Origin of the sequence: Bradyrhizobium jicamae (genome assembly GCF_018130695.1) — a bacterium.
Classification (GTDB): Bacteria; Pseudomonadota; Alphaproteobacteria; order Rhizobiales; family Xanthobacteraceae; genus Bradyrhizobium; species Bradyrhizobium jicamae_B.
Window position 1 is genome coordinate 188,412 of record NZ_JAFCJX010000007.1, and the last position, 25,533, is coordinate 213,944.

The 25,533-nt window shown below is 65.8% G+C and carries 19 protein-coding genes; 11 read left to right on the forward strand and 8 right to left on the reverse strand.

Going from position 1 to position 25,533, the window contains the following annotated elements; genetic code table 11:
- Positions 1–66 precede the first annotated feature (66 nt).
- Together JQ604_RS12310 and JQ604_RS12315 are read left to right on the forward strand one after the other, a co-directional pair.
- Complete coding sequence (locus tag JQ604_RS12310; protein ID WP_212357513.1) at positions 67–987, forward strand: DMT family transporter; 921 nt, start codon at positions 67–69, stop codon at positions 985–987.
- A gap of 117 nt (positions 988–1,104) precedes the next feature.
- Positions 1,105–2,445: an NRAMP family divalent metal transporter gene (locus tag JQ604_RS12315; protein WP_212357516.1), complete on the forward strand. Its 1,341-nt coding sequence runs from the start codon at positions 1,105–1,107 to the stop codon at positions 2,443–2,445.
- 132 nt (positions 2,446–2,577) lie between these two features.
- Here the strand turns inward: JQ604_RS12315 and JQ604_RS12320 are convergent, their stop codons facing one another.
- The 5 genes from JQ604_RS12320 to JQ604_RS12340 form a co-directional block, all read right to left on the reverse strand.
- Positions 2,578–3,357 (reverse strand): TIGR02186 family protein, encoded by a 780-nt coding sequence (locus JQ604_RS12320; protein ID WP_212357519.1) that lies wholly within the window; start codon positions 3,355–3,357, stop codon positions 2,578–2,580.
- Positions 3,354–4,286, reverse strand: coding sequence for a sulfite exporter TauE/SafE family protein (locus JQ604_RS12325; protein WP_212357522.1), 933 nt, complete (start codon positions 4,284–4,286; stop codon positions 3,354–3,356). Before JQ604_RS12325 ends, JQ604_RS12320 begins: the two co-directional genes overlap by 4 nt.
- A gap of 246 nt (positions 4,287–4,532) precedes the next feature.
- Complete coding sequence (locus JQ604_RS12330; RefSeq protein ID WP_212357524.1) at positions 4,533–5,381, reverse strand: hypothetical protein; 849 nt, start codon at positions 5,379–5,381, stop codon at positions 4,533–4,535.
- A gap of 285 nt (positions 5,382–5,666) precedes the next feature.
- Positions 5,667–9,332, reverse strand: coding sequence for a tetratricopeptide repeat protein (locus tag JQ604_RS12335; RefSeq protein ID WP_212357527.1), 3,666 nt, complete (start codon positions 9,330–9,332; stop codon positions 5,667–5,669).
- A gap of 189 nt (positions 9,333–9,521) precedes the next feature.
- Entirely contained in the window at positions 9,522–10,106 is a 585-nt protein-coding gene (locus JQ604_RS12340; protein ID WP_212357530.1) for a PadR family transcriptional regulator, read from the reverse strand.
- A gap of 150 nt (positions 10,107–10,256) precedes the next feature.
- Here JQ604_RS12340 and JQ604_RS12345 point away from each other — a divergent pair, with 150 nt between their 5' ends.
- The 4 genes from JQ604_RS12345 to JQ604_RS12360 all read left to right on the forward strand — a co-directional run bounded on the left by JQ604_RS12345 (position 10,257) and on the right by JQ604_RS12360 (position 16,321).
- Positions 10,257–10,676, forward strand: a complete 420-nt coding sequence (locus JQ604_RS12345) for a nuclear transport factor 2 family protein (RefSeq protein WP_212357533.1) — start codon at positions 10,257–10,259, stop codon at positions 10,674–10,676.
- Between the two features lie 120 nt (positions 10,677–10,796).
- Positions 10,797–12,587 (forward strand): acyl-CoA dehydrogenase C-terminal domain-containing protein, encoded by a 1,791-nt coding sequence (locus JQ604_RS12350; protein ID WP_212357536.1) that lies wholly within the window; start codon positions 10,797–10,799, stop codon positions 12,585–12,587.
- 147 nt (positions 12,588–12,734) lie between these two features.
- Positions 12,735–13,943, forward strand: a complete 1,209-nt coding sequence (locus JQ604_RS12355) for an acetyl-CoA C-acetyltransferase (protein WP_212357539.1) — start codon at positions 12,735–12,737, stop codon at positions 13,941–13,943.
- A gap of 152 nt (positions 13,944–14,095) precedes the next feature.
- On the forward strand, positions 14,096–16,321 hold the full coding sequence (locus JQ604_RS12360; RefSeq protein ID WP_212357542.1) for an FAD-dependent oxidoreductase: 2,226 nt from the start codon (positions 14,096–14,098) through the stop codon (positions 16,319–16,321).
- Positions 16,322–16,519: 198 nt separating this feature from the next.
- On the opposite strand, the gene gstA is transcribed toward JQ604_RS12360, so the two are convergent.
- Positions 16,520–17,137, reverse strand: a complete 618-nt coding sequence (gstA, locus tag JQ604_RS12365; protein WP_212357545.1) for a glutathione transferase GstA — start codon at positions 17,135–17,137, stop codon at positions 16,520–16,522.
- 146 nt (positions 17,138–17,283) lie between these two features.
- Between gstA and JQ604_RS12370 the strand changes: the two genes are divergently transcribed.
- From JQ604_RS12370 to JQ604_RS12380, 3 genes are all read left to right on the forward strand, one after another.
- A complete protein-coding gene (locus JQ604_RS12370) occupies positions 17,284–17,772 on the forward strand; it encodes a MarR family winged helix-turn-helix transcriptional regulator (RefSeq protein WP_212357548.1) in 489 nt (162 codons plus the stop codon).
- A 93-nt stretch (positions 17,773–17,865) separates the two neighbouring features.
- Positions 17,866–19,236, forward strand: a complete 1,371-nt coding sequence (locus JQ604_RS12375) for a glutamate--cysteine ligase (protein ID WP_212357551.1) — start codon at positions 17,866–17,868, stop codon at positions 19,234–19,236.
- A gap of 260 nt (positions 19,237–19,496) precedes the next feature.
- Entirely contained in the window at positions 19,497–20,813 is a 1,317-nt protein-coding gene (locus JQ604_RS12380; RefSeq protein WP_349631092.1) for an IS4 family transposase, read from the forward strand.
- Between the two features lie 137 nt (positions 20,814–20,950).
- Here JQ604_RS12380 and JQ604_RS12385 read toward each other — a convergent pair whose 3' ends face one another.
- A complete protein-coding gene (locus JQ604_RS12385; RefSeq protein ID WP_212357780.1) occupies positions 20,951–21,226 on the reverse strand; it encodes a metal-sensitive transcriptional regulator in 276 nt (91 codons plus the stop codon).
- Between the two features lie 65 nt (positions 21,227–21,291).
- Here JQ604_RS12385 and JQ604_RS12390 point away from each other — a divergent pair, with 65 nt between their 5' ends.
- Positions 21,292–23,748: a heavy metal translocating P-type ATPase gene (locus JQ604_RS12390; RefSeq protein ID WP_212357554.1), complete on the forward strand. Its 2,457-nt coding sequence runs from the start codon at positions 21,292–21,294 to the stop codon at positions 23,746–23,748.
- 227 nt (positions 23,749–23,975) lie between these two features.
- Here JQ604_RS12390 and JQ604_RS12395 read toward each other — a convergent pair whose 3' ends face one another.
- On the reverse strand, positions 23,976–24,893 hold the full coding sequence (locus JQ604_RS12395; RefSeq protein WP_212357557.1) for a 4-hydroxy-tetrahydrodipicolinate synthase family protein: 918 nt from the start codon (positions 24,891–24,893) through the stop codon (positions 23,976–23,978).
- Positions 24,894–25,240: 347 nt separating this feature from the next.
- Between JQ604_RS12395 and JQ604_RS12400 the strand changes: the two genes are divergently transcribed.
- Positions 25,241–25,516, forward strand: coding sequence for a hypothetical protein (locus JQ604_RS12400; protein WP_212357560.1), 276 nt, complete (start codon positions 25,241–25,243; stop codon positions 25,514–25,516).
- Positions 25,517–25,533: the final 17 nt, after the last annotated feature.

Genomic DNA, 25,533 nt, shown 5'->3' on the forward strand with positions numbered 1-25,533 from the left:
TCCAAATGAGAAGCCGCAAGCCTAGATCAGAGGGCGAAGGAGACTTTCTTGCCAAGGAATCTTGCCATGTCACTTGCCCCGTCGGTCGCGATTCCCCGCAGCCGCTTCAATGCCTTACCCGTCCTGATCGGCCTGTTTTGCCTGCTCTGGAGCTACGCCTTTGTCGCCGGCAAGATCGGCGTCACCGATTGCCCGCCGCTGATCCTGCTCACCGCGCGGTTCTCGCTCGCCGGCATCCTGATCCTCGGCATTTCCGCGCTGCGCCGCGAGGCCTGGGATTTGACCTGGCGCGATGCGGCCGTATTCGCCGTGCTCGGTGTCGCCAACAACGCACTGTACCTCGGCCTCGGCTATACCGGGCTGAAGACGGTGTCCGCGGGCCTCGGCGGCCTGATCGTGTCAGCCAATCCGATCTTCACCGCGATGCTCGCCGCGCTGCTGCTCGGCGAGAGCCTGACCTGGCGCAAGGTGTCGGGCCTCGCGCTCGGCATCCTCGGCGTCGCCCTGATCGTCTGGCACCGGATGTCGGTCGGCTCCGATCACCCCGAGGGCATCCTGTTCACGCTGGCCTCGCTCGCCTCGATCGTCGCCGGCACCATCCTGTTCAAGCTGCTCGCGCCGAAGGGCTCGCTCTGGATCGGCAACGGCATCCAGAACATCGCCGGCGGTCTCGCGCTGATGCCATTCGCCTTCACCTTCTCCAGCGTGGGCGACATCGTGCCGAGCGCACGGCTTGCCGGTGCCTTCGCCTTCCTGGTGCTGGGCGGCTCGATCCTGGCCTATCTGCTGTGGTTTCATCTCCTGAAGGTGTGCGGCGCGACTGCCGCCAGCGCCTATCACTTCCTGATGCCGCCGCTCGGCATGCTGTTCGCCTATCTCGTGCTCGGCGAACACGTTGAACTGCGCGATCTCGCCGGGATCGTTCCGGTCGCGCTCGGCATCTACCTCGTGACCCGCCCGGCGCCGTCAGCGCCGCCCGCGCGGTGATCATCCCCTCGTCCCTCGATTGACATAGCGCATTGAGGGACGAGCCCGGCTCGGGCAGGTTTCACGGCAGGAACCGGAGGCCTCTCCGGTTCGTTGTCGCGACGGCTGGACCCGGGCATGACGCAGCACAAACCGATCACGCACCATCATCACGGCAAGCACGCGCAAGAGCCGCAGCGGCCGCGCGAACCGTTCAGCCTGCGCAATGTACTGAAGTCGCTCGGCCCCGGCCTGATCACCGGTGCCTCCGACGACGATCCCTCCGGGATCGGCACCTACAGCCAGGCCGGCGCGCAGCTCGGCTATGGCATCGGCTGGACCATGCTGCTGACCTTCCCGCTGATGTCGGCGATCCAGGAAATCTCGGCGCGTGTCGGCCGCGTCACCGGGCACGGCATCGCCGGCAATGTCTGCCGGAACTATCCCGCCTGGGTGCTGTCGGGCGTCGTCACGCTGCTGTTCATCGCCAACACCATCAACATCGCGGCTGATCTCGCCGCGATGGCCGATGCCGCAAAACTGCTGGTCGGCGGCCACACGATTCTCTACGTGCTGCTGTTCGGCGTCACCTCGGTCGTGGCGCAGATCTTCATGAACTACAAGCGCTATGTCGCTGTGCTGAAATGGCTGACGCTCAGCCTGTTCGCCTATGTCGCGGCGCTCGCTTTCGCAAAGGTTTCCTGGAATGAAGCGCTCGCCGGCGTGCTGGTGCCGCGCCTGACCTGGAGCGCGGATTATTTCACCACCATCGTCGCCATCCTCGGCACCACGATCTCGCCCTATCTGTTCTTCTGGCAGGCCTCGCAGGAGGCCGAGGAGCAGCGCGTCGACGTGACCAAGCGGCCGCTGATCGAGAAGCATTACGGCGCGCGGCGGGAATTTTCTCGCATCCGCGCCGACACCATCGTCGGCATGGCCTTCTCCAATCTGATCGCGCTCGCGATCATCATCACCGCGGCCGCGACGCTGCACGCGGCCGGAAAGACCGACATCCAGACCTCGGCGCAGGCCGCCGAGGCGCTGCGCCCGATCGCCGGGCCCTTTGCCGAGGTGATCTTCGCGCTCGGCATCGTCGGCACCGGCCTGCTGGCGATCCCGGTGCTGGCGGGCGCGACGGCGTATGCCGTCGGCGAGGGGCGACGATGGCCGGTTGGGCTGGCGCGCAAGCCGAAGGAGGCGGCCGCGTTCTATGCGGTGCTGGCACTGTCGGGCGGGATCGGCATCGCGCTCAACTTCACGCCGATCAATCCGATCTCGGCGCTGTACTGGAGCGCGGTCGTCAACGGCGTGCTCGCCGTTCCCGTCATGGTGCTGCTGATGCTGATGGCGCGCCATCGCGGCGTGATGGGCCGCTTCGTGGTCGGCGGCATGCTGTATTGGCTGGGCTGGCTGTCGACGGTTGCGATGGCGCTCAGCGTGGTGGCGATGGCGATTGGGTTTTTCTTCCAGACTAAATGAGAGCTCGTGTCCCGGGCGCGATGCAGCGCCCCTTGGCGGTGCATCGCAGAACCGGGACCCACGCTGCATGGGCCCCGGCTCTGCGGCGCACCACTTGCGTGCTGCGCCGCGTCCGGGGCACGGAGACCTTCTCTAATCCTTGCGGAACACGATCGACGCCATCCAGCCCGTCATCAGCGCCATGAAGGCGGTGACGAGGCCGTAGGCGAGGCCGTTGTGCCGCGCGGTGTTGGCGACGAACTGCTCGAAGCCGACCTTGACGATCTCGAACGCGGTGTCGGTCCTGGTCACCAGCGCGCCGTCGGCAAACAGCTTGATCTCGACATTGTAGGTGCCGATCGGCACCTCGGCCGGCAGCGGAATGCCGGTGCGGAACAGGGTCGGGGTCAGGAACGTCACCGCCGAGGGCGCCTCGCGGTAGAGTCCGTGCTCGGTGCGCAGGCGGACGAAGGCGCTGCGAAACGGGTCGTTCGGCACCACGTCGGCGAAATCGGGGCCGACGCGTTGCGTCAGCAGCACGTTGTTGAGCCCGAGCTGCTGGCGCCGCTGCACCTCGGGCGAGGCGATCTGGTCGAACGGGCGGTTGGCGAACAGCGCGAGATAGCCGGGCACCTGAATGAACTGCCGCGAGTCGGTGTTGATCCAGATGCCGAATCTGCGCTCCTTCCGCCGCGTCACCATGTCGGCGCGCGGGCCGGAGACGGTGACGACGAGATCGTAATTGTTGCGGCCCGCAGGCGTCTTGTCGTCCTTCTCGACCGAGCCGAACAGCACGAGCTCACCGCCCGAATAGTTCGGCGTCACCGTGACGCGATGGTTGGAGACCGAGACGATCAGCCGCTCGGCGCGCGCCGGCGCTGCCGCAAGCAGCGCGGCGAGGCCCGCGATCGCAAGCGGCAGGCCCCACCTCATGGCGTGCCTCCGGTCGCGCTCTCGCGGATGGTGAAGAGATCCTCGGGCCGGATCACGAGTTCAATCGCAAAGCGGATACCGACCGCGAGCACCAGCAGTCCGAGCAGCAGGCGCAGATGTTCGCCGCGGATCTTCTGGCCGGCACGCGCGCCGAACTGCGCGCCGGTGACGCCGCCGATCATCAGGATCAGCGCCAGCACTGCGTCGACCAGATGGTTGGTCACGGCATGCAGCAGGGTGGCGAACACCATGGTGACCAGGGTCAGCACCATCGAGGTGCCGATCACGGTCGAGGTCGGCACCCGCAGCAGATAGATCATCAGCGGCACCAGGATGAAGCCGCCGCCGATGCCCATCACAGCGCCGATGAAGCCGATCACGAGCCCGACCACCACCACCGGGATCACCGAGAGATAGATCTTCGAGCGCTTGAAGCGCAGCTTCAGCGGCAGGCCGTGGATCCAGACATGGCTGCCCGGCTTGCGCAGCGTCACCGCGCCGCCGCGGCGGACCCGCAGCATCGCGCGCAGACCTTCCCAGAACATCAGCCCGCCCACCGTGGTGAGCAGCACGACGTAGGACAGCGCGATCATCAGGTCGAGCTGGCCGAGCGTGCGCAGGAAGGTGAAGGTCCAGACGCCGAGTGCGGTGCCTATCGTGCCGCCTGTCAGCAGCACCAATGCGAGCAGCGGATCGATCGCGCGCCGTCGCCAATAGGAGATCGCGCCGGAGAAGGAGGACGCGGCGATGTGGCTCGCCACCGAGGCGACAGCGACCGCCGGCGTGATGCCCACGAAAATCAAAAGCGGCGTCATCAGGAAGCCGCCGCCAATCCCGAACATGCCGGAGACGAACCCAACCGCCGCGCCCATCGCCAGGATGAGGAAGACATTGACCGGAATGTCGGCGATCGGGAGGTAGAGTTGCACGCGCGGGTCGCTTCTTGTCGTTTTACCGCGAGGCCGGCCGATGGGCCGCATCCCGGCGTGGTGGTCGAGCCGGCAAGGCAATCCGGTTGGCGCGCGAGGTGGCTGGCGCGAACGCGGGTCGATTGCCGCGTCCCTGCATAACCGATATCGGCTGACAGAGGGACTAAAGAATCCGCATTGGCGGGCTTTTTTGCCGCACGCAGTTGTCGTGTGGTGAATGATTCAGATTAACGTGCGAGCCGGATTCTAACGCCGCCCGATCGGCGTCGTGATCAGGTTCATCGCCACGGCCTCCTTGGGAGAGAGCCAGCGGATATCAGCGGTTTGTGACATCGCTTCGACCACCGTGGAGGAAACGCCCATTTTGGTCATGTAGTGCAGCACCATGCCGGAGATCCGCTGGGCTTCTGCGATGGGGTCGGAGACCTGCGTTGTCGCGGTGAAGCGATGAACCCCGAGCAAGGAGTCCTCGACGCCGTAGCGGGTCTTGCCGCCGGCAAACACCAGCACGCAGGCGCTGGCGCAGCGGGCCGGGCTGACGCGCCCGGCGGCATCGGCGGTACCCACGGCGGTCGAGAGCCCGCGCGAGCGGATGATCTCGCCCATGATCGCGGCCTGGTTCAGCGAGCCGCCGCGCGACGACAGCAGCACGACATCACCGGGCGCAAGCTTGGCCTCGTCGAGCTTGTCGCGGAGCCAGTTGGCGCTGGCCGCACCGATCTCGCCGCTGATCGCGAGCGCCCTTCGGCCACGGCCGGTGCGCTCGATGTCGGCATCGGGAATCACCGTCGCCGTCATGCTGGCCGCGACATAGGTCTCGCGCCAGTAATCCCAGGCGCCGGGACGCGACAGGTCGCGATAGGCGCGGATGCCGACGCCGGACAGCAGCAAGGTGAAGATGACCACGGACCAGAACGACGGCTTGAACGCCCGCAGCGCCGTCAGCGGCGGATGATCCGGCGGGCGCGGTGCGTGTTGCGGTGGTGTTTGCCAGGGTGGCGCTTGCCATGGCGATGGTTGTCGCGGTGGCGCGACCCGGGGGCCCGTCGGCGACTTCAGATGAAAATTCTCATCCTGACCATCATCGACAGACAAGCGCGGTCCTCCGGCCGTTGGCGCGGTGTCTGTCTACACGGCCGGAGTGCGGAGGTACATGGCTGCGACGCCAGGTCTCTGCCCCTCTCCCGCTTGCGGGGGAGGCATAGGCGGCCTATGGCCGCCGTTGTTTAACGAACGCCGATGCGGAGCATCGGCTATTGGTGGGGGTGTCTCCGCATCGGGATTCCCTACGCGGAGAGAGCCCCCACCCGCCACGCTCTTCGAGCGCGTCGACCTCCCCCGCAAGCGGGAGAGGTGAAGCGAGCCTGCGGATCGACTGACCTAATGCTGGGCGGCAAGCACGGCGGCGCGCTTCGCGATCGGCTTGCCCTTGGCTGGGGCTGGGGTTGCCGCCGCCGGCTTCGCCGGTACGCCATCCCAGCCGCCGGCGGGGGCTGCGACATTGACGGCATCGTCGGGCTGCGGCTCGGGGGTAAAGGTCTGGATCGCGAGCTTGGCGGCCGCGAGCGACTGCGGATCGAGGCGTTTTGCCACATCGTCGCGCTTGTGGCCGGCGTCGGCGTCGCCCTGGGCGGCCGCGAGGCTGAACCACTTGAAGGATTCGGCGAGGTTCTGTTCGACGCCGATGCCGCGGGCATAGAGGATGCCGAGGTTGAACTGGCTGTCGGCGACGCCGCGATCGGCGGCCTTGCGGAACCACTGCGCCGCGCTCTTGTAGTTGGCGCCCTTGCCGCCGCCATCGGCGTCGAGCACGGCGAGGTTATGCATCGCCTTGGCATTGCCGCGCTCCGCGGCCTGCACGTAGTAGCGCCGCGCGACGTCGGCGTCGCGCTTCACGCTGAGGCCCTTCTCGTAGAAGGTGCCGAGCCGGAACACCGCCGGGATCACGCCGGCCTGCGCCGCGCGGTCATACCATTTTGCGGCTTCGTCGAGATTGGATTGAACGCCCTTGCCTTCGGCATAGCGCAGGCCGACCTCATAGGCCGCCGCCGGATCGCCTTTCAGCGCAGCTGTGCGCAGCGCCGGTCCGCCGATCGCATCAGGCAGCTTTTCGTTCGCAGGGATCTGGATCATCGAGAGCTTGCCGGGCACGCGCGGCTGGCTCGGAATCGTGCCGGTGACATCAGCGGCGGGCGCAGCCGGTGTTGCCGCGGGCGCTTCCTGCGGCGCGGGCATCGCCGCCGCAGCCTGGGGGATCGCGACCTGCGCGCTGTCGAGCGTGTTCGGCGCCGACGAGTTGTTGGACTGCTTGCCGAGCGGGGTCGGCGAGGTCATCGAGGGCGCGGGCGCAGCCGGAGGCGCGGCTGGCGCTGTTACAGCCGAGTTCTCCGCAGGGGTCTGCGGCTTCGGCGCCGGCGCGGAATTCTCCATCGGCGGCATCTGCGGCGGCTCGCCAGTGTCGAGCAGGCTCATCGCCATCTTGAAGGTGCCGAGCACGATCACAACGACGCTCGCGCCGACCAGCAGCGAACGGATCTTCGAGGTAATGGTCGAGGGCTCGCCGTCGGCCGGCGCCTTGATCGTGGCGGTTGCCTGCGCCTTGGCCTTGTCCGCCTTGTCGGCCTTGTCCTTGGCTTTCGCAGCGGCCTTGCTGGCGGCGCGCGTGGCCTTTTCGTTCACCGGCTGCGCGGCAGCGGCTTGCGCGGCGCGGCGCGCGGCGGCGATGAAGCTCGAGGTCGAGACCGGCTCCTTCTTGCCGGCGGGAATCTCGCTGATCGCATTCTCGGAGGCGGCGATCCGCTCCGAGGGCGACGCGTTGCGGCCCACGGGGCGCGTGCCCGGCTCCAGCGGATGATCCGGCGGCAGCTCGGGCGCGATCGACGCCCGCGGCGGCGGCGGCGCGGCGTGCGGCTCGAGGATTTCGCTGATCGCGCGCGGCGGCATCGGCGGCACCGGGGGCGGTGCCGGCATCGCGGGCGGCTGCGCGGCATGGAAATCGCGCGGCGCGGCGGCAAAGTGCTCCTGCGCCAGCGCCGGGTTCGGCAGTTCGGGCTTGAAAGGCTCAGGCCTGAAGGGCTCGGGCGCATAGGCCTGCGGCATCGGCGGCCGCGGCATTTCGACGTAAGCCTCGACCGGCGCATGCACGGGTGCGGGCGCGGGCGCTGCCGGCGGCGGCGCGGTGCGCACCGCGCGCAGATCGTTCTCGATCATCGCGAGGCGATCGACGACGTGACCGAGCGTGTTGTGCACCGTCTCCAGCGAATCCTGGGTGCGGCGATCGGTTTCCGACTGGGTGAAGCGCAGATCGGACAGCTCGCGCTTGACCATGTCGACGATGGTAGGATCCATCATCGGCTGCGGCGCCGGCGGGCTGTAATTGCGCGTGGCATCGGCCAGCGAGGCGATGTGGGCGTGCTGCGCCTCGAGATGGCGCATGATGTCATGCAGCCCCTCTTCGACGCGGCCGATATTCGGCGAACGCTGGTCGGACGAGGATTCGATCCGCTCGATCAGGTAGGCGACGCGCTGCTCGAGATGGGCGATCGCGGAGGCGCTGTCATTGCCGACCTGCAGGCGGTCGATCCGCTCGGACAGCGAGCGCACCGCGTTCTCGATGACTTCCGAATTGTCGTTGACGACGGGCCGTTCGCGATTTTCCACCGACGAGGCCAGCGCTGCGATGCGCTGCTCCAGCACCGCAAAAGCATCGCTGGTGGTGTCCGGGGCGCGCGACATCTGCGCCAGCTGCTCGACGCGGCCCGACAGCATCTGCACGTCGTCGGACAGCCGCACCAGCGCGTCGTTGGAGGCGACATTGGAGACGATCGCGCGCAGCGCTGAGATCGCGCCTTCGAGCTGATGCACCGTCGACGGATCGTCGTTGGCACGCAGGATCATGTCGAGCTTGGCGCCGAGATTGCGGATCGCCTCGTCGTAGCCGGTGAGCTGCTCGGCCGGGGTCAGCGAGCGCAACACCTCGCGGATCTCCGAGAGCGCGCGCTCGATGCCGTCGAGCGCCTGGCTGTCGGAGCCGGTCTGCTTGGTATCGTCGATCCGGCGGTGCAGCGAGCGGATTTCGTTCTCGATCGATTCGATCGCGCGGCGCGGCATCGCTTCCGTGATCGCCTGGCGGATCTCGGAGAGCTCGCTGCCGAACGCGGCGATCGATTGCTCGATGTGATCAGGACGCTGCAGCGCCTCGATCTGGCTGGTGATCTTGAGCAGGTGCTTTTCGAGCTGCGAGAAGTCCGGACCTGCCGGTGCCACCGGGGACGGCGGCGGAGGCGGCGGGGTGTAGGACGCCATGGGAGCAGCGGCAGGTGCCATCGGGGGCGCCATGGGCGGTGTCGGCTGGACATTGCGCAGCGGCATCCGTTGCGGCGGCGGTGCGTCGAGCTCGTTCTGGCGCGCGGCGATCTCCGCGATCGCGGAATCGAACGAGGCCGGGCTCAGTGGCGGCGAGGGACGATAGACTTGCGCTGCGGCGCGTTCAACCGCCTCGGCCTGGCGCTGCCGGTCGGGCATCGGCGGTGCCTGCATCGGCCGGTCCTGCATGGCCCGTTCCTGCATCGAGCGGTCCTGCATCGGCCGCTCTTGCGGCTGGCGCTCCTGCATTGGCCGCTCTTGGGCCGCCATCTGCGGCTCGCGAGCGGGTGCCGGCTTGGAAATCTGCGACAGCCGCGCATCGAGGCGCGAGATCGCGTCGTTGAGCTGGCGCGCCACGGTGGGCTGGCCGCGCGGCACATCGGCCCGCGGCGGCTCGAATCGCTGCGTCGGCCGGGACATCTGGTCGATCTGGCGGGTGATCGCGTCGAGCCGCTGATGGATGTCGGCGACATCACGGCTCTCGCGGCTCGGCATCGGCTGTGGCTGCGGTTGTTGCTGCGGCTGCTGTGAGGGCGCGCGGAAATCCGGCGGCGCGACGTCACCCATGGTGGACATCAACCAGTCGTTGAGCGACATGCCGGCACGACGCGCGGCTGCCTCGGCCCTTTCGCGGACGGAGGGATCGATGCCGTCAACACTCCACGATACGCGCGAATTCATGATACCGTCCGGTCCCAACTCCGGCGCCTCACCCTGCGCCTGCAGCCTCCCCGCGCGTCCCGGTTAAGAGACAAGCCAATTCTGCGCGGAGCGTCTGCCTCAGGTCCTGACTTTTTCCCGTCACGGTAAATAACGGGTTAAGGAATTTGGCCGGCAGGCCCTAAAGTTAGGGAACTCGGGAACTCGGTCTCAGCTGTTGCTTTCGCGCTTGTCGTCGAGCGGCAGCAAATTGCTGCGGCCGGAGATCGCCGACAGGGCCTCGAGCGCCTCCTCGCACCATTCCACCACCACGCGCTCATGGCGTAGCCCGATCCGCAGGCCGAGCATCTTGCCGAGATCGGCCGGCGAGGCGACGCCCTGGGGGAGGCGCTTGTTGATCAGCCGCTCGTAACGCTCGTACCGGTCGCGGTGATGCTCCAGCCGGGCCATCAGGTCGGCGCGGAGCGGTTCGATGTCGACGCTGTCGAGGGCGCAGAGCCGGACCAGGAGGTCGTCCTTGATCGACGGCGGGACGCTGGGCTTGGCCGCCCAATGCTTGAGCGCGGCGCGGCCTTCCGCTGTCAGGGTGTAGACCAGCTTGTTGGGCTTGCCGGTCTGGACCACCTCGGTCCCGACCACATGGCCCTTGTCGCGCAGGCGGGACAGCTCGCGGTAGATCTGCTGGTGGTCGGCCTTCCAGAAGAAGCCGATCGAGGCGTCGAACGTCTTGGCGAGCTCATAACCCGTCATCGGACGTTCGGTCAGGCAGGCCAGGATTGCGTCACCGAGTGCCAACGCCCACCTCCATCATCATCCGTCTCAAGTTCCCTTGACTTTATGCGTCATGGTGCATATGCGTCAATATGCATATGAGTTCCGGCGTGCCACCCGTCGTGGCCCCGGATCGGTGATCCAGGCTCTTTAACCCACCTCAGGAGACGTCCGATGACCAGACCGGGCCTCGACAAGTGGTACGCCTACATGAAGTCCCACGACACCACAGCCCTGTGGGACCTGCTGCACCCCGACGCGGTGTTCGAGAGTCCCGTGGTGCACACCCCGCAGCGCGGCCGCGACATCACCTTCAAATATCTCACCAGCGCCGCCAAGGTGCTGGGCGGTCCGACCTTCAAATATCTCGGCGAATGGACCAGCGACACCGGCGCCGTGCTCGAATTCGAGAACGTGATCGACGGCATCAAGCTCAACGGCGTCGACATCATCACCTTCGATCCTGACGGCCGCATCACGCACTTCAAGGTGATGGTGCGCCCGCTCAAGGCGATCAACCTGCTGCATCAGCTGATGGGCGAACAGCTCATGAAGCAGACTGGCGGCGCAACGTCGCAAGCACCTTCTCGATAGTCACTGCCGCGGACCTCCGGAACCGGATAAGGTCCGTCCCAACAAACCCAAGGAAAACCCAAGGATACGCTGACCGCAATCACCGCCCAACAACGGGCCGCCGTCAGCCGGGAGAACATCATGCCGACCTACAAAGCCCCCGTCGAAGACGTCAGCTTCCTGTTCAACGACGTCTTCCAGATCGACAAATACGACAACCTTCCGGGCTTCACCGATGCGTCGGCCGATGTGCGCGAAGCGATCCTCGGCGAAGCCGCCAAGCTAGCTGAGGAAGTGCTGCAGCCGCTCAATCGCGTCGGCGATCTCGAGGGCTGCAAGCGCGCCGATGACGGCAGCGTCACCACGCCGAAGGGTTTCAAGGACGCCTTCAAGCAGGTCGCCGAAGGCGGCTGGCTCGGGCTTTCCGCGCCGACGGAATATGGCGGGCAGGGCCTGCCGGTGACGCTCTCCCAAGCGGTCAACGAATTCCAGATCTCCGCCAACATGGCATTCTCGATGTATGGCGGCCTGACCATGGGCGCGACCGCGGCGCTGCTGGTGCACGGCACGCCGGAGCAGAAGAAGACCTACGTGCCCAAGATGGTGGCCGGCGAGTGGACCGGCACCATGAACCTGACCGAGCCGCATTGCGGCACCGATCTCGGTCTCTTGCGCACCAAGGCGGTGCGCCAGGCCGACGGCAGCTTCAAGATCACGGGCACCAAGATCTTCATCTCGGCCGGTGAGCATGACATGACCGAGAACATCATCCATCTCGTGCTCGCGCGCATCGAAGGCGCGCCGGCCGGCATCAAGGGCGTCTCGCTGTTCGTGGTGCCGAAGGTGCTGGTCAATGCCGACGGTTCGCTCGGGCAGCGTAACGGCGTCACCTGCGGCTCGATCGAGCACAAGATGGGCATCCACGGCAATTCCACCTGTGTGATGAACTACGACAACGCCACCGGCTGGCTGATCGGCGAAGAGAACAAGGGCATGCAGGGCATGTTCGTGATGATGAACGAGGCCCGCCTCGGCGTCGCCGTGCAGGGCCTCGCGCAGTCGGAAGTCGCCTATCAGAACGCGGTCGCCTATGCCCGCGAGCGCATCCAGGGCCGCGCGCTGACCGGGGTCAAGGCGCCGGACAAGCCGGCCGATCCGATCATCGTGCATCCCGACGTGCGCCGCACGCTGCTCACCATCCGCGCCTTCAACGAGGGTGCGCGCGCCATGGTGATCTGGACCGCGCTGAAGAGCGACGTTGCGCATCGCTCGGAAGATCCCAAGGACCGCCAGGCCGCCGACGACCACATGGGCCTGATGACACCGGTGCTGAAGGGCGTGCTGACCGATACCGGTTTCGCCAACACCGTGTCTGCCCAGCAGATGTTCGGCGGCCATGGCTACATCGCCGAGCAAGGCATGGAGCAGTTCGTGCGCGATGCCCGCATCGCGATGATCTATGAGGGCGCCAACGGCATCCAGGCGCTCGACCTGGTCGGCCGCAAGCTGCCGCGCGACGGCGGCCGCGCTGCGATGGCGTTCTTCGGCGAAGTCGGCGCCTTCGCCAAGGAGCATGGCGCAGACGAAGCGATGAAGCCGTTCATCACGCCGCTCTCGGCCGGGCTCGGTCATCTGCAGCAGGCGACCGGCTGGTTGATGCAGAACGCGCTGGCCAAGCCCGACAATGCCGGCGCCGCCGCGACCGACTACATGAAGCTGTTCGGCCTCGTCGCGCTCGCCTACATGTGGGCGAAGATGGCCAAGGTGGCGCAGGACAAGATCGCAGCCTTCGGCACGTCGCAGTATCTCTCGACCAAACTCGTCACCGGCCGCTTCTACATGGAGAAGCTCTTGCCGGAGACCGCGGTGCATCTCGCCCGCATCCAGAGCGGCAGCGCCACCACGATGGAATTGGCGGCCGAAGCGTTCTGAGGAAGCGTTCTAAAGCGTTTTCGAGCGAAGTGGATACCGGTTCGCGTGAAGAAAACGCGTCAAACAAAAGAGAGAATTCGCCGCCGCACCGCTCGCGGCGGCGCCCCGCTTAGCACTATATTATGATCCTCATATCAGGAGGGCGTCATGCCTGAGGCATATATCTACGATCACGTTCGCACCCCGCGCGGCCGCGGCAAGGCCGATGGCGCGCTGCATGAAGTCACCGCGCTGGCGCTCGCCACGGTGCCGCTGAAGGCGCTCAAGGAGCGCAACAATCTCGGCGTCGACACCGTCGATGACGTCGTGCTCGGCGTGGTCGATCCCGTCGGCGAAGCCGGTTCCGACATCGCACGCTTCGCGGCGCTGAACGCCGGCCTCGGCCAGACCGTGCCGGGCGTGCAGATCAGCCGCTTCTGCGCCTCCGGCCTCGATGCCGTGAATTTTGCGGCGGCCCAGATCATGGCCGGCCAGCACGAGCTCGTGATCGGCGGCGGCGCCGAATCGATGAGCCGCGTCGGCATCGGCGCCTCCGGTGGCGCCTGGCCGATGGATCCCTCGATGGCGGTGCCGGCCTATTTCATGCCGCAGGGCATCTCGGCCGACCTGATTGCCACCAAGTACGGCTTCTCGCGCGATGACGTCGATGCCTACGCTGTGCAGAGCCAGCAGCGCGCGGCAAAATCCTGGGAAGAGGGCCGCTTCAACAAGTCGATCGTGCCGGTGAAGGACCAGAACGGCATCACCATCCTCGCCAAGGATGAGCACATGCGCCCGACCACGACCATGCAGTCGCTGGCGCAGCTGCAGCCGTCATTCGCGGCGATGGCCGCGATGGCCGGCTTCGATGCGGTCGCGGTGCAGTCGCATCCCGAGGTCGAGAAGGTCAACTACGTGCATCACGCCGGCAATTCGTCGGGCATCGTCGATGGCGCAGGCGCCGTGCTGCTCGGCAGCAAGGAGGCGGGTGCGAAGCACGGCCTGAAGCCGCGCGCAAAGATCCGCGCGTTCGCCAATATCGGCTCGGAGCCCGCGATGATGCTGACCGGTCCGGTCGACGTCACCGAGAAGCTGTTCGAGCGCTCCGGCATGAAGAAATCGGACATCGACCTGTTCGAGCTCAACGAGGCCTTCGCCTCGGTGGTGCTGCGCTACATCCAGGCCTTCGACATCGACAACGCCAAGATCAACGTCAATGGCGGCGCGATCGCGCTCGGCCATCCGCTCGGCGCCACCGGCGCGATGATCTTAGGGACAGTGCTCGACGAGCTCGAGCGCACCAACAAGCAGACGGCGCTGGTCACGCTGTGCATCGGCGGCGGCATGGGCACCGCCACCATCATCGAGCGCGTGTAACGAACTGCCGTAGGGTGGGCAAAGGCGCGCTTGCGCCGTGCCCACCACAACTTGCTGAGCACTTGATGGTGGGCACGCTTCGCTTTGCCCACCCTACGATCCGAGACACAACCGCCGCGCCTGAGATGGCTGCCGGCACCGAGGAGCACCACATGGCCTACAAGAATTTCAAGCTCGAAACCGACGCCGACGGCATCGCGCTCGTCACCTGGGACATCCCGGGCCGTTCGATGAACGTGCTCGACGAGACCTCGATCAACGAGATCGAGGACATCGTCAAGACGACCACGGCGGATGCCGCGATCAAGGGCGTCGTGATCACCTCCAGCAAGGAGGCGTTTTGCGCCGGCGCAGACCTCTCGATGCTCGAGGGCATGAGCCGCACCTATGCGCAGCTCTTGAAGGAGAAGGGCGAGGAAGCTGCCAACACGGTGCTGTTCGAGCAGAGCCGCCGCTTCTCGCAGGTGTTCCGCTCCATCGAGACCTCCGGCAAGCCGTGGGCGGCCGCGATCAACGGTCTTGCGCTCGGCGGCGGTTTCGAGATCACGCTGTCCTGCCACTACCGCGTCGCAGCCGAGAACCCGAAGACCCGGCTCGGCCTGCCCGAGATCAAGGTCGGCCTGTTTCCCGGCGCCGGCGGCACCCAGCGCGTGCCGCGCATCGTGCCGCCGCAGGATGCGATGCAGCTGCTCTTGAAGGGCGAGGCGATCAATCTTGCCAAGGCCAAGCAACTCAACCTGATCCACGCCATCGTTCCCGCCGCCGACATGATCAAGGCCGCCAAGGACTGGATCAAGGGCGGCGGCAAGGCCGTTGCGCCCTGGGATGAGAAGGGCTTCAAGCTGCCCGGCGGCCCCGTCTTCTCCAAGATGGGCATGCAGATGTTCCCGGCCGGCAACGCGATCTACCGCCGCGAGACCTACGACAATTATCCGGCCGCGCGCGCGATCATGAGCTGCGTCTATGAGGGCCTGCAGCTGCCGATCGACGCCGCGCTCCGCGTCGAGTCGCGCTACTTCACGCAGATCCTGCGCTCGAACGAAGCGGCGGCAATGATCCGTTCGCTATTCCTGTCGATGCAGGAATTGAACAAGGGCGCGCGCCGTCCGGCCAACGTGCCGGCGACGAAGATCAAGAAGCTCGCCGTGATCGGCGCCGGCTTCATGGGCGCCAGCGTCGGTTACGTCTCGGCCCGCGCCGGCCTCGACGTCGTGCTTGTTGATCGCGACCAGGAGAGTGCCGACAAGGGCAAGGCCCACGCCAAGGGCGTGATCGACGGTCTCGTCGCCAAGGGCCGTGCCAAGCAGGCCGAGGCCGACGCGATCATGGGCCGCATCACGGCGACCGCCGACTATGCCGCGCTCGCAGAATGCGACCTCGTCATCGAGGCCGTGTTCGAGGATCGCAAGGTCAAGGCCGACACCTTCAGCAAGGCGCAGCAGTATCTGAAGCCCGGCGTGATCTTCGCCTCCAACACCTCGACCCTGCCGATCACCTCGCTGGCCGAATCCTTCCAGGATCAGGGCCGCTTCATCGGCATCCACTTCTTCTCGCCGGTCGAGAAGATGATGCTGGTCGAGATCATCATGGGCAAGCATACCGGCGATGCCGCGCTCGCGGCCGCGCTGGACTACGTGCGCACCATCGGCAAGACGCCGATCGTGGTGAACGACTCCCGAGGCTTCTACGCCAATCGCTGCGTCGGCCGCTACATCGGCGAAGGCAACGAGATGTTCCTCGAAGGCGTGCCGCCGGCGATGATCGAGAACTGCGCCAAGATGGCCGGCATGCCGGTCGGCCCGCTCTCGCTCTCGGATGAGGTCGCGCTCGATCTCGGCCTCAAGGTGATGAAGGCGACGGAAGCGGATCTCGGCCCCAACGCCGTCAATCCCGACCAGAAGAAGCTGATGGTCGAGATGGTCGAGAAGCAGGGCCGCCTCGGCCGCAAGAATTCCAAGGGCTTCTACGACTATCCCGAGAAGGGCAAGGGTCAGAAGAGCCTGTGGCCGGGTTTATCAGCGCTGCAGCCGAAGCAGCTCGACCCTGATACGCTCAGCGTCGAGGAGTTGAAGCAGCGCTTCCTGGTGGTGCAGGCGGTGGAAGCCGCGCGCACGGTCGAGGACAATGTCATCACTGACGTGCGCGAGGCTGATGTCGGCTCGATCCTCGGCTTCGGCTTCGCACCCTTCACCGGCGGCACGCTGTCCTATATCGACTTCATGGGCACGAAGAAGTTCGTTGAGCTCTGCCACAGCTTCGAGAAGAAATACGGCTCCCGCTTCACGCCGCCGAAGCTGCTGGAAGAGATGGCCGCCAAGGGCGAGACCTTCTACGGCCGCTTCCCGCCGAAGAAGCCGGTAGCGCAAGCCGCGGAGTAGTTAACCAACCTCCCCTTGTAAAGGGGAGGTCGCTTTGCTCGCGAGAGCAAAGCGGGTGGGGATCAAGTCTCTCACACGGACCGGTGGGCGTGGCTGACCCCCATCCCGACCTTCCCCCTTTCAGGGGGAAGGAGAAGAGAAAACAAAAAAGGGCCGGATCAATCGATCCGGCCCTTTCGCTATTCGCGCGGCAAAACCTCACGCGGCCTTCAGCAGGCCTTCCTTCTTCAGCGCTTCCTGCACCTTCGGCCGCGCGGCGACGCGGGCCTTGTAGGCGAGCAGGTTCGGCAGGCCGGAGAAGTCGAAGCCGAGGCGATCGGTGGCCCACATGATCATGGTGAAGAGGTAGCCGTCGGCGACGCTGAACTGCTTGCCCATCAGGTAGTCGCGGTCGCCGAGCTGGGTCTCCAGATACTTGAACTTGCCCATCGCGCGGTCCTTGAAGAACGCCTTGGCGTCGTCGGCGAGCACGGGCGCGAATTGCGGTCCGAGATTCTTGTGCAACTCGGTGGTGATGTAGTTCAGCCACTCCAGCAGCTTGTAGCGCTCGGCGGACCCGTGGGCCGGAACGAGGTTCTTGTCGGCTACCTTGTCGGCGATCATCTGCACGATCACCGGACCCTCGGTGACGAGATGACCGGGCGCGAACTCGACCGCCGGCACCTGGCCCTTCGGGTTCACTTTCAGGAAATCGTCACCATTTTCGAGCTTCTTGGCGCGCAAATCGACCTTGACGAGGTCGTAGGGCAGGCCGGCCTCGAGCAGCGCGATATGCGGCGAGAGCGAGCAGGCGCCGGGCGAGTAATACAGCTTCATGAGGGTTTTCCTTCCCTTTGTTATGGCCGGTTGACGGTATTGGCAGAAGGCGGGGGCATGACTAAATGCATCTGCATGGAATAGTCAAGATTGATGCAGCTGCATACAATGCGCTAGAACAGTCCATGGGACCTAAGAGCTAAACCATGAAACGCAAGCCATCGACCGAGGCGACCGCCGCCTGGATCCGCCTGATGCGGGTACAGAGCCGGGTGCTCGACTGTGTCGAACAGGATTTGAAGAAGGCCGGCTTTCCGCCGCTCGCCTGGTATGACGCGCTGCTCGAGCTGTCGCGCGCGCCGTCCGGCGAGCTGCGCCCGGTCGAGCTCGAGAAGCAGATGCTGATCCCGCAATATTCGACCTCGCGGCTGATCGATCGCCTGGTCGACGAGGGCCTTGCCGCGCGGCGCGAATGCAAGATCGACAAGCGCGGCCAGTTCGTCGAGATCACCGAGGCCGGCCGCGAGCTGCAGAAGCGGATGTGGAGCGCCTATTCGGCCGCGATCGAGAAGCACGTCGGTTCCAAGCTGTCGGACACCGACGCGGTCAAGCTCTGCGGCCTGCTCGACCGGCTCGGCTGCTCCTGCAGCGATGTCAAGGCGCCGCCCGCGCGAGACGGCGTGTCCGCCCGATGATATCTTTGACCCCACCAACCGCGCGCCAAAGGGTGCGCGGCTGTCCTTGCCACCACGCGCATTCGATCGAAGCGCTCTCAAGTTGGATTTCGTATGGCGCGTGACCAGATCGATATGACGCCCTTGCAATCGCGCGACGAGCTCGTCGCCTGGTTCGAGGCCGGCGTGAAGCCCGAGGCCGATTTCCGCATCGGCACCGAACACGAGAAGACGCCGTTCACGCTCGAAGGCCACAAGGCGGTGCCTTACGAGGGTGCGAAAGGCATCGGCGCACTGCTCGAAGGCATGAAGCTCCTGCTCGGCTGGGAGCCGATCATGGAGAAGGGCAACATCATCGGCCTCTATGACGTCACCGGCGGCGGCGCGATCTCGCTCGAGCCGGGCGGCCAGTTCGAATTGTCGGGCGCGCCGGTCGAGACCGTGCACCAGACCCAGAGCGAGCTGATGGCGCATCTGGCGCAGGTGCGCGAGATTGCAACGCCGCTCGGCATCGGCTTCCTCGGCCTCGGCATGACGCCATCCTTCTCGCGCGCGCAAGTGCCCGTGATGCCGAAGGGCCGCTACAAGATCATGTCGAACTACATGCCGAAGGTCGGCCAATACGGCCTCGACATGATGTTCCGCACCTGCACCGTGCAGACCAATCTCGACTTCTCTTCCGAGGCCGACATGGTCAAGAAGCTGCGTGTCTCGCTGGCGCTGCAGCCGGTCGCGACCGCTTTGTTCGCCAACTCGCCGTTCACCGAAGGCAAGCCGAACGGCTACCTGTCGTTCCGCTCCGAGATCTGGCGCGACACCGACAATGCGCGCTCCGGCATGCTGCCCTGGGCGTTCGAGGACGGCATGGGCTTCGAGCGCTATGTCGACTACGCGCTCGATGTGCCCATGTATTTCGTCAAGCGCGGCGAGGAATATATCGACGTCTCCGGCTCCTCGTTCCGCGCCTTCTTCGAGGGCCGCAACGAGCGCCTGCCCGGCGAGCGGCCGACGCTGTCGGACTGGGCCAACCATCTCTCGACCATCTTCCCCGAGGTGCGGCTGAAGCGTTATCTCGAGATGCGCGGCGCCGACGGCGTGCCGTGGGGCCGGCTGCCGGCGCTGCCGGCGTTCTGGGTCGGCCTGCTCTATGACAACGACACGCTGAGCGCCGCTTGGGACATCGTGCGCCACTGGACCGCGGCGGAGCGCCAGGCCTTACGGGACGACGTGCCGCGGTTCGGCTTCAAGGCCCGGATCAAGGACCGCTATCTGTTCGAGATCGCCAAGGAATGCCTGATCCTGGCCCATGCGGGGCTGCGGCGCCGCAACCGGATCGACCATCTCGGCCGCGACGAGAGCCGCTATCTCGAGCCGCTGCAGCACATCATCGAGACCGGCCGTTCGCCGGCCGAGGAGATGCTCGACAAGTTCAACGGCCCCTGGAAGGGCTCGGTGGAACCGGCCTATGCGGAGTATGCATTCTGATCTTTGCCTCCCCCGCTTGCGGGGGAGGCCGACGCGCATCGTAAGATGCGTGGCGGGTGGGGGTGTCTCCACGATGGGGCTCCCAATGCGGAGACACCCCCACCCCGACCCTCCCCCGCAAGCGCTGTCCAATTCACACATCTTGCGGAGGAATTTGATCGCTGATTCCGTGAGTTGAGTGATGATTCGCGGGAGAGAGCGATGTCCGGGATGGATTACGGGCTGGGTCGTTTTGGCGATCTGCGGCTGGAAAAAGGGGGGTGCATTTGCATGCGGCGCTTGTTGCGCGGCCGGGCTCATGCATCCGCCAGCTGGCGCAACGAGACCGCGCGCGTGAGATTCAGTTCACGCGCTTTCTGCGCAACGACGCGGTGACGGCAGAAGAGATAGCCGCGCACGCGGCGGAACGCACGGCGGAGTGTGCGCGGGGCCGTGACGTCGTCGTGGTGCAGGATACGAGCGAGCTTTCGCTGGGCGGGCGGCGTGCGAAAGCGAACGGCTACGGGCCGATCGGGAAAGGCGGGGCGCTGCGGGGCCTGCTGCTGCATGCGGCTCTGGCGGTTGATGCCAGCAACGGTGGCGTGATCGGTCTCGTCGATGCGAAGGTGTGGAACCGGACGGGTGGCAAGGCCAGTCATCGCCGGTTGCGGACGACGACCCAAAAGGAGTCGCAACGCTGGCTGGACAGCACGAGGCGCGCTGCAGAGGTGCTGACGGAGGCGGCGAGCGTCACGGTGGTCTCGGACCGGGAAAGCGACATCTACGCGCACCTCGCGTTCCGTCCGTCGGCGACGCATCTGATCGTGCGAGCCTGCCAGAACCGCCGGATCGAGACGGGCGAGGAAGAGCAGCAGATCGATCTGCTGTTCTCGCATATCGATAGTTTACCGGAAGACGGCCGCCTCAACGTCCGCATTCCTGCGGCTCCCGGCCGCAAGGCGCGCAGCAGCGAGCTGGCCGTCCGCTTCTCGTCTGTGGTCCTGCGCAGGCCCCTGCATGGGGCAGCCGATCTGCCCGAAACGGTCAAGCTGACCATGGTCGATATCCGCGAGACATCGACACCGGAGGGTGGCAAGCCGATCCATTGGCGGCTGCTGACGACTCATCCAGTCACGAACATCGCCGAAGCGCGGCGCATCGTTGAGCTCTACCGGATGCGCTGGGCCGTCGAGGAATACTTCCACACGCAGAAGACCGGGGGCTTCGACATCGAAGCCGCCGACATCAGCGATCCCGAGGTCATGATCAGGCTCGCCGCTGCGGTGGCCGTCGCGGCTGTATCGGTGATGCAACTGGTCAAGGCGCGCGATGGCACCACCGGCCAAAACCTGATCGAGGTCTTCGAGCCTGCCGATCAAGCCATCGTCGAGGCCATCTCGGCAAAACTGGAAGGCAAGACCGAGCGGCAAAAGAACACGCACCCAAAGGGGTCGCTGGCCTTCGCCGCCTGGGTCATTGCCCGCTTAGGCGGATGGGATGGCTACTACGGCAAGCCGGGACCAAAAACCATGCGCATCGGGCTCGAAGCCTTCCAAGCCATCAAATTTGGCGCCACTCTGGGGCTCCGCGATGTGTGAATCGAACAGCCCGCTTGCGGGGGAGGGCGGGGTGGGGGTGCTTCCACGTTGGGATTCCCTGTGTGGAGCGAGCCCCCACCCGCCGCGCTACGCGCGTCGGCCTCCCCCGCAAGCGGGAGAGGCGAAGCAAGCCCGCCTCACCGATCCGCCCGCCCGATCACATCCATCAACTCGGCGATCTTGCGCCGCTGGTCGGCTTTGTCGCCGGACGAGATCGCGTGCTCCACGCAATGCGCGACATGGTCGCGCAGGATCTCCTCCTCGACGCGGCGGAGCGCCGCGCGGGCGGCGGCGATCTGCGTCACCACGTCGATGCAATAGCGGTCTTCCTCGACCATGCCGGCGAGGCCGCGGACCTGGCCCTCGATTCGTTTGAGACGTTTCAAACAGGATGTCTTGATCTCTTCGCGCATAGGGCTCATATACCCCCCTAGGGTATATTGTTCAAGGGGCCGGGCTGCCGGCCGGGAAGAGTTTCGTGGCACATTCAGAGCACGACCATTCGCACGTCGGGCACGCTCATCATCACGGCGCGCCTGCGCATTCCTGCTGCGGCGGCAAGCACGAGCATGGCGACAAGCCGACGGAGCCGGCGCTGGCGATCGATCCGGTCTGCGGCATGAAGGTCAATCCGGCGACCGCAAAGCATCGCTTCACCTACCAAGGCGAGGAGTATCTGTTCTGCAGCGGCCGCTGCCGCGAGCGCTTCGAGGCCGAGCCCGAGAAATTCCTCAAGCCACGTGAGCCGGAACCGCCGGCGCCTGAAGGCACCATCTACACCTGTCCGATGCATCCGGAGATCCGGCAGGTCGGTCCCGGCTCGTGCCCGATCTGCGGCATGGCGCTGGAGCCGGAGCAGGTCTCGCTCGACGACGGTCCTGATCCTGAATTGATCGACATGACGCGGCGGTTCTGGATCGGCCTCGCGCTGACCTTGCCGGTGTTCGTGCTGGAGATGGGCGGCCATCTCGGCATGGGGCATTTGGTCGAGCCGAATTGGTCGAACTGGATTTCGCTCGTACTGGCGACGCCGGTGGTGCTGTGGGCCGGTGCGCCGTTCTTCGTGCGCGGCTGGCAGTCGCTTGGGCTTGATCCCGAAAAGTGGCTTTCCGGTTTTCGGACAAGATCAAGCCCCACTCAAAATCGGACGCGCAATCTCAACATGTTCACGCTGATCGCGATGGGCACCGGCGTCGCGTATCTCTACAGCGTCGTCGCGACCGTGGCGCCGCAACTGTTTCCACCAGCCTTCCGCGACATGCATGGCGCGGTCGCGGTGTATTTCGAGGCGGCGGCCGTCATCACCGTGCTGGTGCTGCTTGGCCAGGTGCTGGAGCTTCGCGCCCGTGCGCAGACCTCGGGCGCGATCCGTGCGCTGCTGGGCCTGGCGCCGAAGACCGCGCGCCGCATCACCGATCAGGGCGACGAGGATATCGACATCGACGCGATCAAGGTCGGCGATCTCTTGCGCGTGCGGCCCGGCGAGAAGATTCCGGTCGACGGCGTCGTGACCGAAGGCCGCGCCGTGCTCGATGAATCCATGGTGACGGGCGAGTCGATGCCGGTCTCCAAGGCCGAGGGCGATCGCGTGATCGGCGGCACCGTGAACCAGAGCGGCGGCCTGGTGATGCGTGCCGAGAAGATCGGCCGCGACACCATGCTGGCGCGGATCGTCGACATGGTCGCGAAGGCGCAGCGCTCGCGCGCGCCGATCCAGCGCCTGGCCGACCGCGTCGCCGGCTGGTTCGTGCCGGCGGTGATTGCGGCGGCCGTGCTGGCGTTTATCGCCTGGCTCACCTTCGGTCCGGAGCCGCGCTTCACGTTTGCACTGGTCGCCGCCGTCACCGTGCTGATCATCGCCTGTCCCTGCGCGCTTGGCCTCGCAACCCCGATGTCGATCATGGTCGGCGTCGGCCGCGGCGCGCAGTCCGGCATCCTGATCCGCGACGCGCAGGCGCTGGAGCGGATGGAGGCGATCGACACCATCGTGATCGACAAGACCGGAACCCTCACCGAGGGCAAGCCGAAGGTGACGAAAGTAATTGCGGCCGCAGGTTTTGATGAGAACTACCTGCTGCGCGTTGCCGCGAGCGTCGAGCAGGGCAGTGAACATCCGCTGGCGCATGCGATCCTCGTCGCAGCCAAGGAGCGCAGCGTTGCGCTCGTGCCGGTGAACGAGTTTGCCTCGCCCTCCGGCAAGGGCGCGACCGGCATCGTCGACGGCAAGCAGGTTGCGCTCGGCAACGCGATGCTGATGAGCGAGCTGAGGATTGCGACGGGAGCGCTCGACCAGGCTGCGGACGCCGCACGGCAGGATGGCGCCACCGCGATCTACGCGGCGGTCGATGGCCGGATCGCCGGCGTGATCGCGATCGCGGATCCGATCAAGGCTTCGGCGGCGGGCGCGCTGCAAGCCCTCCGCAGCGACGGCCTGCGCGTGGTGATGCTGACCGGCGACAACGAGACCACCGCGCGTGCGGTGGCGCACACTCTCGGAATCGACGAGGTCGAGGCCGGTGTGCTGCCTGAGCGCAAGAGCGATGTCGTGCAGCGGTTACGCGGCGAGGGCCGCAAGGTCGCGATGGTCGGTGACGGCATCAACGATGCACCGGCGCTCGCGGCCGCCGATGTCGGCATCGCCATGGGCGGCGGCACCGACGTCGCGATCGAAAGCGCAGGGGTGACGCTGCTCACCGGCGATCTGATGGGCCTGGTGCGTGCGCGCCGTCTGTCGGTCGCGACCATGCGCAACATCCGCCAGAATCTGGCGTTTGCCTTCGTCTACAACGCCGCCGGCGTCCCCATTGCTGCCGGCGTGCTGTATCCGCTGTTCGGCCTGCTCCTGTCGCCGATGGTCGGCGCTGCTGCGATGGCGCTGTCCTCGGTCAGCGTCATCGGCAATGCGTTGCGGTTGTCACGCGTGAAGCTGGATTGAGCCCTCCTTCCTTCGCCTCGCCCCGCTTGCGGGGAGAGGCCGGAACGCATCGTCAGATGCGTTCCGGGTGAGGGAACTCTCCGCGATCGAGCTGTGAGTTGTCTCGAAAGGTGCTGTCTTCCGCGAGCAGCGAACGCCTCGCTCGCGTGCCTCGCCCCTCACCCGAAATCCAAGCTGCGCTTGAATTTCGACCTCTCCCCGCTGAAGGGCGGGGAGAGGTGAAGAGACTACGCCGTTTCCAACTTCGCTGGCGTCCGTCGCTCGATCTCGTGATCGAGCCACGTCGCGAGCTCCGCGCTGACCTCGACCATCGGCAGCCGGACCTCGGCGCTGTCGATCAGGCCGTGCCGCCACAGAAAGTGCTTGGCGGGTGACGGGCTCGGCTCGGCGAACAACAGCCTGGTGAGGTTTGCGACGCTCTTCCAGCACGCCTGCGCGGCGTCGCGCTGGCCCTGCTGCAGATGCGTGCGGATCGATGCGAAGGTCTCGGTCTCCAGATGTGCCGACAACAGGATCGCGCCATCGGCGCCGTCGCTGAGCGCATCAAAAGTCTGTGCATCCTCGCCGGTCAGCACGCGGAAGCCGGCCGGGCGGCGCTCGAGGAAATCGATGGTCTGCGCGCGGTCGGCGCAGCAATCCTTCATGCCGACGATGTTGGGATGATCAGCGAGTGCGAGCAGCGTGTCGTTGGTGAGGTTGACGCCGGTGCGATAGGGGATGTTGTAGAGCACCAGCGGCCAGGCCGCGTGATCGGCGAGCGCGGTGAAATGCTGCGTGAGGCCGCGCTGTGACGGCCGTGTATAGTAGGGGCTTGCGATCAGATAGCCGTCGATCGGCCAGTCCGCGGTCTCATCCAGCGCGTCCTTCATCTTGGCTGTGCTGGCGCCGGATAGCCCAAGACACAGCGGCAGGGGGCGGCGGATTTCCCCGAACTCGGCGCGCACCACGCCCACCAGGCGCTCCAGCTCGGCCGTGCTGAGCGACATGCCCTCGCCAGAGGTGGCGCCGAGGATGAAGCCGTCGACAGGGCGGCTGGCGTAGTGACGGACGAGGCGTCTGAGTGACGGCTCGTCCAGTTCGCCATTGCGAAATGGCGTGACGAGGGGCAGCCAGAGGCCGTGCAATCGGGATCGTAGGTCAGTCATGGTTCCATCTCCTTGAGGATGTTTGCCGGAGACGGGACTCAAGAAAAAACCCCGTCCAGACGGCGGGGTTTCGGGATCGTCAAACTGCGAAGTGATCTTATCGCGCGCGACCTCGTGCCCCCGGATGGGGAGCTTTTTTCGAGAACAGAGCGGCGCACGAAATCGTGATCATGGGACAATGATGCGGGCACGCGCTTGAGTTGTCAATGCGTGCACGCATCGTGCCGCCACACAGAAAAAAAGCCGGGCCCATAAGAGCCCGGCTTAGGTATTGGCCACGTGAGGCCGACACAATCACCTTCCAAGAGGGATTACTGAACATCCGCACCACTGGAGGAGGGGGACATATGCGCAGCGCGACTGCTCAGCGTGTTGACACTATGATCCTCATCAACCGCATGCGGCAACTATGCATGCCGCATGTCAGACATGCGGAGAGTTGGGGCATAAGGGCCGCTAATCCGCGAAAGATCGGGAAAAACCGGCACCAAAGCGCGATGAGATCGCGCTTTGGCTCTTTGTTTTTGAGCATGACCTTTTCGGAAAACCGCTTCACACTTTTCCGGATCATGCTCTGGCGCTTACAAAAAATCCCGCTCTGGCGCGAGGCCGGAGCGGGATGAATGCCTTGAAAAGCGAG

Excerpts from the sequence above, each read along its gene's own strand:
- JQ604_RS12345 (WP_212357533.1), top strand. The coding sequence starts at position 10,257 with ATGACCAGACCGGGCCTCGACAAGTGGTACGCCTACATGAAGTCCCAC.
- JQ604_RS12335 (WP_212357527.1), bottom strand. The coding sequence starts at position 9,332 with ATGAATTCGCGCGTATCGTGGAGTGTTGACGGCATCGATCCCTCCGTC.
- JQ604_RS12400 (WP_212357560.1), top strand. The coding sequence starts at position 25,241 with ATGCGCAGCGCGACTGCTCAGCGTGTTGACACTATGATCCTCATCAAC.
- JQ604_RS12360 (WP_212357542.1), top strand. The coding sequence starts at position 14,096 with ATGGCCTACAAGAATTTCAAGCTCGAAACCGACGCCGACGGCATCGCG.
- JQ604_RS12395 (WP_212357557.1), bottom strand. The coding sequence starts at position 24,893 with ATGACTGACCTACGATCCCGATTGCACGGCCTCTGGCTGCCCCTCGTC.
- JQ604_RS12320 (WP_212357519.1), bottom strand. The coding sequence starts at position 3,357 with ATGAGGTGGGGCCTGCCGCTTGCGATCGCGGGCCTCGCCGCGCTGCTT.
- gstA (WP_212357545.1), bottom strand. The coding sequence starts at position 17,137 with ATGAAGCTGTATTACTCGCCCGGCGCCTGCTCGCTCTCGCCGCATATC.
- JQ604_RS12385 (WP_212357780.1), bottom strand. The coding sequence starts at position 21,226 with ATGCGCGAAGAGATCAAGACATCCTGTTTGAAACGTCTCAAACGAATC.
- JQ604_RS12350 (WP_212357536.1), top strand. The coding sequence starts at position 10,797 with ATGCCGACCTACAAAGCCCCCGTCGAAGACGTCAGCTTCCTGTTCAAC.
- JQ604_RS12315 (WP_212357516.1), top strand. The coding sequence starts at position 1,105 with ATGACGCAGCACAAACCGATCACGCACCATCATCACGGCAAGCACGCG.
- JQ604_RS12310 (WP_212357513.1), top strand. The coding sequence starts at position 67 with ATGTCACTTGCCCCGTCGGTCGCGATTCCCCGCAGCCGCTTCAATGCC.
- JQ604_RS12375 (WP_212357551.1), top strand. The coding sequence starts at position 17,866 with ATGGCGCGTGACCAGATCGATATGACGCCCTTGCAATCGCGCGACGAG.
- JQ604_RS12355 (WP_212357539.1), top strand. The coding sequence starts at position 12,735 with ATGCCTGAGGCATATATCTACGATCACGTTCGCACCCCGCGCGGCCGC.
- JQ604_RS12370 (WP_212357548.1), top strand. The coding sequence starts at position 17,284 with ATGAAACGCAAGCCATCGACCGAGGCGACCGCCGCCTGGATCCGCCTG.